Below are 590 nucleotides of genomic sequence, written 5' to 3' on the forward strand. Positions count from 1 at the left end.
GCGCATGGGCACCGGAGCACTCCGTGACGGAGTTCAGTCACAGCCAGGAAGCGAAACTGGCAGAAGCGCAGCAGAAGGCGATGCTGAAAGGCGAGGCTTTCCCGGATATCCCCATGACACTGTATGAGGCCATTGTCCGCGACTATACCGGCAGGACACCGGAAGCACGGGAGCAGACGCTGATTGTCACGCACCTGAATGAGGACCGGCGCGTACTGAACAGCATGATTCATGATGCACGGGAAAAGGCCGGTGAGCTGGGCAAAGAGCAGGTCATGGTGCCTGTCCTGAACACAGCGAATATACGTGACGGAGAACTGCGTCGTCTCTCCACCTGGGAGAATAACCCGGATGCCCTTGCCCTGGTGGATAGTGTGTATCACCGGATTGCCGGTATCAGCAAGGATGACGGGCTGATAACCCTGGAGGATGCGGAAGGTAACACGCGGCTGATTTCGCCCCGGGAGGCGGTGGCTGAAGGTGTCACACTGTACACACCAGACAAAATCCGGGTGGGAACCGGTGACCGGATGCGCTTCACGAAGAGTGACCGGGAGCGCGGTTATGTGGCCAACAGCGTCTGGACGGTG

General features: G+C 59.0%; 1 pseudogene. It reads left to right on the plus strand.

The features are described from left to right. Window positions 1-590, plus strand: a pseudogene (locus FTE26_RS01205) (conjugative transfer relaxase/helicase TraI); the annotation flags it as partial.

Origin of the sequence: Escherichia sp. S10b (genome assembly GCF_028421345.1) — a bacterium.
Classification (GTDB): Bacteria; Pseudomonadota; Gammaproteobacteria; order Enterobacterales; family Enterobacteriaceae; genus ECMA0423.